This window comes from Bradyrhizobium canariense, from assembly GCF_019402665.1.
GTDB classification, from domain to species: domain Bacteria; phylum Pseudomonadota; class Alphaproteobacteria; order Rhizobiales; family Xanthobacteraceae; genus Bradyrhizobium; species Bradyrhizobium canariense.
Genome location: NZ_VSST01000063.1, coordinates 190,453 through 197,255, shown reverse-complemented (window position 1 = coordinate 197,255; position 6,803 = coordinate 190,453). Strand labels below are relative to the sequence as shown.

At 66.6% G+C, this 6,803-nt stretch carries 5 protein-coding genes; 3 read left to right on the top strand and 2 right to left on the bottom strand.

Annotated elements, in window-relative coordinates:
* Positions 1–40 precede the first annotated feature (40 nt).
* Together FXB41_RS31310 and mutY are read right to left on the bottom strand one after the other, a co-directional pair.
* A complete protein-coding gene (locus tag FXB41_RS31310; RefSeq protein ID WP_219684507.1) occupies positions 41–463 on the bottom strand; it encodes a PaaI family thioesterase in 423 nt (140 codons plus the stop codon).
* Between the two features lie 68 nt (positions 464–531).
* Positions 532–1,632, bottom strand: a complete 1,101-nt coding sequence (gene mutY, locus FXB41_RS31305; protein WP_035993278.1) for an A/G-specific adenine glycosylase — start codon at positions 1,630–1,632, stop codon at positions 532–534.
* Between the two features lie 122 nt (positions 1,633–1,754).
* Between mutY and FXB41_RS31300 the strand changes: the two genes are divergently transcribed.
* The 3 genes from FXB41_RS31300 (at position 1,755) to smc (ending at position 6,715) form a co-directional block, all read left to right on the top strand.
* Positions 1,755–2,249 carry a DUF721 domain-containing protein gene (locus tag FXB41_RS31300; protein WP_007595017.1) on the top strand — a complete coding sequence of 165 codons (495 nt, stop codon included), beginning with the start codon at positions 1,755–1,757 and terminating at the stop codon, positions 2,247–2,249.
* A gap of 127 nt (positions 2,250–2,376) precedes the next feature.
* Positions 2,377–3,033, top strand: coding sequence for a DsbA family protein (locus FXB41_RS31295; RefSeq protein ID WP_035995178.1), 657 nt, complete (start codon positions 2,377–2,379; stop codon positions 3,031–3,033).
* Positions 3,034–3,250: 217 nt separating this feature from the next.
* On the top strand, positions 3,251–6,715 hold the full coding sequence (smc, locus tag FXB41_RS31290; protein ID WP_007595021.1) for a chromosome segregation protein SMC: 3,465 nt from the start codon (positions 3,251–3,253) through the stop codon (positions 6,713–6,715).
* The last annotated feature ends 88 nt before the right edge of the window (positions 6,716–6,803 follow it).

Below are 6,803 nucleotides of genomic sequence, written 5' to 3'. Positions count from 1 at the left end.
CTCCCGCAAGGGGAGAAGGGGTAGCGCCTACGCGGCTAGACTATTTGCCCACCACCCTCGCCGCTTCGAGCAGCCGCTCGCTCGCGCTTGCCGTCGCCAGCACTGTTCCGTCTTCCGCCATCAGCTTTGCCTCGACGAACGCAATCGTCTTGCCGAGCTGCGTCACCTTGGCCTCACCGATGATCGGTCCGGGCTTTGCGGGCGCCAGGAAATTCACGGTCATGCTGATGGTGGTGGTGTAGAGCCGGCCTTCGCTCATCACCAGCACGGCGGGGCCAATCGTGTCGTCGAGCATGGCCGAGAGCATGCCGCCCTGGATGAAGCCGGCCGGATTGCAGAACTCCGGCTTGCCGTCAAACGCGAGCTTGATCCAGCCTTCCCCGGGACGGGCATCGAGCAGACGCCACCCCAATAGCTCGGCACAAGGCGGCCTGGGAAAGTTGTCGAGCGCGGTCTTGATCATGCGAGCCTCCGTTGCCGATCACAGCTAACGCAGGGCTGCTGCCAGCATGTTGTCAGCAGGATGGGCTGCTAGGGGTCCAATCCATGCGCAATCACCTTACGCATGACGTTGGGCAATGCTTCGTCGGGGAGCGTGGCGATCGGCACCCAGCGCATGCCTGCCGGTGCCCGCGTGCGCGCTTCCACCTTGGCCGTGTAGACCACCAGTTCCAGCGGGAAATGCGTGAAGACGTGGGTGACCACGCCGACCTTGCGTTGCCAGCGCGACAGCCCCTTCAGCTCGGGCGCCTGCTGTTTTGCCTTGGCATCGTCCTGCTCGGCCAGCCAATCCGATCCCGGTACCTCGGTCATGCCGCCGAGCAGACCCTTTTCGGGACGGCTGCGGACGAGAAGCTCGTCGCCGCGCGTGACAACGAAAGCGGCGCCGCGCCGTAGCGCGCCGCTCTTCTTCGGCGCCTTGCGCGGAAACGTATCCTGCGTTCCCAGCGTGCGCGCCGTGCAGTCCTCGTTGAGTGGGCATAGCGAGCAGGCTGGCTTTTTCGGCGTGCAGATCGAGGCACCCAGATCCATCAGCGCCTGCGCGCTATCACCGGCGCGGGAGTCGGCGAGCAGCGTCGCAGCCAAGTGCTGGATCCGCGGTTTGGCCTGCGGAAGTTCTTCTTCAACAGCAAAGAGCCGCGAGACCACGCGCTCGATATTGCCGTCGACCGGCATGGTGCGGCGGTCGAACGCGATCGCCGCGATCGCTGCCGCTGTATAGGGCCCGATGCCCGGCAGCGCGCGCAGGCCCAGTTCGGTGTCGGGAAAGGTGCCGCCATGCTCGCGCATCACCGCGACCGCGCAGGCATGGAGATTACGGGCGCGAGAATAATAGCCGAGCCCGGCCCACATCCGCAGCACGTCGTCCTGCGAGGCCCGTCCGAGCGCGGTGACATCAGGCCAGCGCGCGACGAATTTTTCGAAATAGGGCCCGACCGCCTTCACCGTGGTCTGCTGCAGCATGATCTCGGACAGCCAGACGCGGTAAGGGTCAGATGCCTCGCCGGGCGCAGCGCGCCAGGGTAAGCGGCGGCGGTGGCGGTCGTACCAATCGAGCAGCGCGAGCGGGCGCGACGAGGTCTGCGGCGGAACTGGTTCCGATTTCGCCCTGAGGGCGGATTTGGGGCTCATGTTCGCACTGTAACGGCAATGCACCGATCTCTCCACGTCGTGCCCACGCTGGTCGCGGGCGTCCACGTTTTTCTTCGCGGCGAAGAGCCTGTGGCCGACGCGCCGGAGTGCTATAAGGTCCCATGTCCAAGCTTCGCCCCATCAAACCCGGTCCTATCAGCGCCAAGCCGCTGTCGCTCCTGCTCAACGACGTCTTCGCCGAGGCCTATGCCAAGCAGGGTTTTGCCGCGCGCGAGCTGGTGACGCGGTGGGCGCAGATTGCCGGACCGGAGATCGCGGCCCATGCCGAGCCGCTCAAGATGCAATGGCCGCGGCCGGTCGAGGGTCAGCCGCAGGAGCCGGCCACGCTGGTGCTGCGGGTCGAGGGGCCGATGGCGCTGGAGATCCAGCACTCCGCCGATGTGATCCTGCAGCGGGTCAACCGCTTCTTCGGCTGGAGCGCGGTCGGCAAGCTGGCCTTCCGCCAGGCTCCACTGTCGCGCGCCCGGCGGCCAACCCGGCCCGCCCCGCCGGACGCCAAATCGGTGGCCGAGGTGGCTGAGCGCCTGGGCGACATCGAAGATGAACAATTGAAGTCGGCGCTGGCGCGCCTGGGGGCCGCTATCAAGCGAAATTGAGCCTTATTCGGCGGCCAAACTGGACCTGTCCTTGCCGCTCGCCATTGCCTCAAACGACGTTTCAAGCTAGCGACAGGCCGTCTGAATGGGAATTTCGGGCGAGACCACGCCAATCCGGGAGCCGACCTTGATCATCACCCGCCGCGCCTTCACCTCGATGCTGTCGCTGACCGGGCTTGCCGCGCTCGCCGGGTTCTCGCCGCTGCGGTTCATCTCGGAAGCTATCGCGCAGGCCGCTGGCGACGTCGCCAAGCCGGTGTCACTGCCCGACATGGCGCTGGGCCCGAAGGACGCCGCGGTCACCATCACCGAATACGCCTCGATGACCTGCCCGCATTGCGCGGCTTTCAATGAGCAGGTGTTTCCCAAGATCAAGTCGGAATACATCGACACCGGCAAGGTCCGTTACATCTTCCGCGAGTTCCCGCTCGACATCAAAGCCGCCGCCGGCTCGATGCTGTCACGCTGCATCGCCAATGGCGACGCACCGAAATACTTTGCGGTCACTGACATGCTGTTCCGCCAGCAGAACGACTGGGTGGCGAAGAACACCACGGAGACCCTGACGCGGATCGGCAAGCAAGCCGGCCTTACCCAGCAGCAGGTCGAGGCCTGTCTGAAGGACCAGGCGCTGCTCGACAAGATCGCCGCCGACCAGAAATATGCCAGCGACGTTCTGAAGGTCGATTCGACGCCGACGTTCTTCATCAACGGCGAGAAGATCAAGGGCGAGACCTCGTTCGAGGAATTCGCCAAGAAGATCAATCCGCTGCTGAAGAGCTGATTCGCACGGCACAATCCCTGATTCGCATCTCGATAGCCGTATCTTTCCCGGCATAAATCCCTTGGAAAAGCGGCTTTCGCCGGTTGCCCTCGCAGCGCACCGCGGCCATTGTCCAGCCGCATGAGGCGCCTCGCGCGACTCGCCCGGATAGCGACATTGCCTTCCATGGTATTGTCCCGGCAGGGGGATTCGCGCCTGCCAACAGAGATGCGTGCTTATGAAAATCACCCGCCTGCGCCTTCACGGCTTCAAGTCCTTTGTTGAGGCCACCGACTTCGTCATCGAGCCCGGCCTGACCGGCGTGGTCGGCCCCAACGGCTGCGGCAAGTCGAATCTCGTCGAGGCGCTGCGCTGGGCGATGGGCGAGACCTCCTACAAGTCGTTGCGCGCCGCCGACATGGACGCGGTGATCTTCGCCGGCTCCGGCAATCGTCCCGCGCGCAACCACGCCGAAGTGACGATGACGATCGACAATTCCGATCGCACCGCGCCGGCGGCGATGAACGACAGCCAGCTTCTGGAAATTTCCCGCCGTATCGAGCGCGAGGCAGGTTCGGTCTACCGCATCAACGGCCGCGACGTGCGCGCCCGCGACGTGCAGATTCTGTTCGCCGACGCCGCCACCGGCGCGCGCTCGCCAGCCCTGGTCCACCAGGGCAAGATCGGCGAGATCATTCAGGCCAAGCCCGAGCAACGCCGCCGCGTGCTGGAAGACGCCGCCGGCGTCGCCGGCCTGCACGCCCGCCGCCACGAAGCCGAGCTGCGGCTCAAGGCGGCCGAAACCAACCTCACCCGCGTCGAGGACGTGATCGGCCAGCTGGCGGGGCAAATGGAAGGCCTGAAGAAGCAGGCCCGCCAGGCCGTGCGCTATCGCGAAGTTGCGGCCAAGGTCCGCAAGGCCGAAGCAACCCTGTTCCACCTGCGCTGGATCGGCGCCCATGCCGACGTCAACGAATCCGGCCACACCCACGATCTCGCGGTCCGCGAGATGGCCGAGCGGACCCAGCACCAGGCCGAGGCCGCCCGCATCCAGGCGATCCGCGCCGCCGAAATGCCGGCGCTGCGCGATGCGGAAGCGCGCGCGGCAGCCGGGCTGCAGCGCCTCACCAACGCCCGCGAGCTGCTCGATCGCGAGGAAGAGCGCGCCAAGGAGCGCGTCGCGGAGCTCGAGCGGCGCCTCGCACAGTTCGAAGGCGATATCTCGCGTGCCCAGCAGCAGACCATGGACGCCGACGTCGCGCTGCAGCGCCTCGACGCCGAAGATGCCGAGCTGAAGGAAGAGATCAAGTCGCGCGTCGAGAAGCGCTCCGGCGTCGACGAGCGTGTCGCCGAAGCCGAGGCGGTGTTGACCGAAACCGAGCAGCAGTTCGCCGAGCTCACCACCGCGCTCGCCGACCTCACCGCCAAGCGCAATCAGCTCGAAGCCAACGTTCGCACCCACCGCGACAAGCTCGCCCGGCTCGATCAGGAGATTTCGAACGTCGCGGCGGAAGAGCAGAAGCTCACCGAGGCGACCGGCGGCTTCGGCGATCTCGACGAGCTGACCGCGACCGTCGAGAACGCCGAGCAGACGCTGGCGGCCTCGGAAGCCGCGGCTCAGGCCAGCGAAGCCGCGCATGTCGCCGCGCGGCAGACGCTGGAATCCTCGCGCTCGCCGCTCGTCGAAGCCGACAAGCGCGTGCAGCGGCTCGATACCGAGGCGCGCACGATCTCCAAGATCCTCAACGGCGAGACCAAGAATCTGTGGCCGCCGATCATCGACGGCATCACCGTCGACAAGGGATTCGAAAAGGCGATCGGCGCAGCCCTCGGCGACGATCTCGACGCCCCGGTCGATCCGTCCGCGCCGATGCGCTGGACCAATGCCGGCGTCACCGACGGCGATCCGGAACTGCCCGAAGGCGTCGTGCCGCTCGCCAGCCACGTGCAAGCCCCGGCCGAGCTGACCCGCCGCCTGGCGCAGATCGGCGTGGTGCCGCGCGAGCGCGGCGCCGAACTGGTCTCGCAGCTCAAGACCGGCCAGCGGCTGGTCTCGCCCGAAGGCGACGTCTGGCGCTGGGATGGCTTTGTCGCAGCCGCCCACGCGCCGACCGGCGCAGCACGGCGGCTCGCCGAGCGCGCCCGCCTCATCGACATCGAGAACGAACTGGAGCAGGCCCGCATCGACGCGCAGATCAAGCGTCAGGCGCTGGAGAACGCCGAGGCCGAGCTGCAGATGGCCGCCAGCACCGAAGGTGCGAGCCGCGAAGCCTGGCGCGCCGCACAGCGCGAGCTCAACGTCGCGCGCGAGCGCCATGCCACGGTCGAGCGCGAGATCAGCCGCCACGCCGCGCGCAAGGCGACGCTGTCGGAAGCGCACAGCCGTCTGGCCGCCGACCGTGCCGAGGCCGAAGCCGCCTACGAATACGCCGAAGCCGGGATCTCCGAGCTGCCGTCGAGCGAGGACACCGAAACCCGTCTCGCCGCCGTCCGCAGCGACATCGAAGGCCATCGCCGCATGGCCGCCCAGGTCCGCGCCGAGGCACAGGCGTTGGCGCGCGAAGCCGAGCTGGCCGACCGCCGCGTGCAGGCGATCCTCGCCGAACGCACCGAGTGGCAGAACCGAAAGGAGAGCGCGACCTCCCACATCGACACCATCCAGGCGCGCATCGCCGAAGTCTCGATCGAGCGCAGCGATCTCGAGAACGCGCCGGCCGTGTTCGCGGAGAAGCGTAGCGCGCTGATCACCGAGATCGAATATGCCGAAAACGACCGCCGCATGGCCGCCGATGCGCTCGCCAGCGCGGAAACCGCGATGGCCGAAACCGATCGCGTCGCGAAGCTGACGCTCGAGGCACTCTCAAGCTCCCGCGAGGCCACCGCCCGCGCCGAGGAGCGCATGGAAGGTGCGCGTCGCCGGCTCGAGGACATCGAGCGCGAAATCCGCGACATGCTCGAAGTCGAGCCGCAGGCCGTTGCCGGCCTCGCCGAGATCGAACCCGGCACGGAGTTGCCGCCGCTGCACGACATCGAGGAAGACCTCGAAAAAATGCGCCGCGATCGCGAGCGCCTGGGTGCGGTCAATTTGCGCGCCGAGGAAGAGCTGCGCGAGGTCGAGACCCAGCACAACGGTCTGGTCACCGAGCGCGACGATCTCGTCGAGGCCATCAAGCGGCTGCGCCAGGGTATCCAGAGCCTCAACAAGGAGGCCCGCGAGCGGCTGCTGACGTCGTTCGAGGTCGTCAACAACCACTTCAAGCGCCTGTTCGTCGAGCTGTTCGGTGGCGGCGAAGCCGCGCTGCATTTGATCGAGAGCGATGATCCTCTCGAAGCGGGCCTCGAAATCATCGCCAAGCCGCCGGGCAAGAAGCCACAGACGCTGTCGCTGCTCTCCGGCGGTGAGCAGGCGCTGACCGCGATGGCGCTGATCTTCGCGGTGTTCCTCACCAACCCTTCGCCGATCTGCGTGCTGGACGAAGTCGACGCGCCGCTCGACGACCACAACGTCGAGCGCTATTGCAACCTGTTGCACGAGATGACCGCCTCGACCGACACGCGCTTCATCATCATCACGCACAACCCGATCACGATGGCGCGGATGAACCGCCTGTTCGGCGTCACCATGGCCGAACGCGGCGTCTCGCAGCTGGTGTCGGTGAACCTGCAAGAGGCGGTGGACATTCTCGACCAGAACGTGGCGTGATTTTTTGGCCGTCATTCCGGGGCGATGCGCAGCATCGAACCCGGAATCTCGCGTCACCATTTCAAGATTCCGGATTCGCGCTACGCGC

Coding starts and splice junctions, on each gene's coding strand:
- FXB41_RS31300 (WP_007595017.1), top strand. CDS start 1,755: ATGTCCAAGCTTCGCCCCATCAAACCCGGTCCTATCAGCGCCAAGCCG.
- mutY (WP_035993278.1), bottom strand. CDS start 1,632: ATGAGCCCCAAATCCGCCCTCAGGGCGAAATCGGAACCAGTTCCGCCG.
- FXB41_RS31310 (WP_219684507.1), bottom strand. CDS start 463: ATGATCAAGACCGCGCTCGACAACTTTCCCAGGCCGCCTTGTGCCGAG.
- smc (WP_007595021.1), top strand. CDS start 3,251: ATGAAAATCACCCGCCTGCGCCTTCACGGCTTCAAGTCCTTTGTTGAG.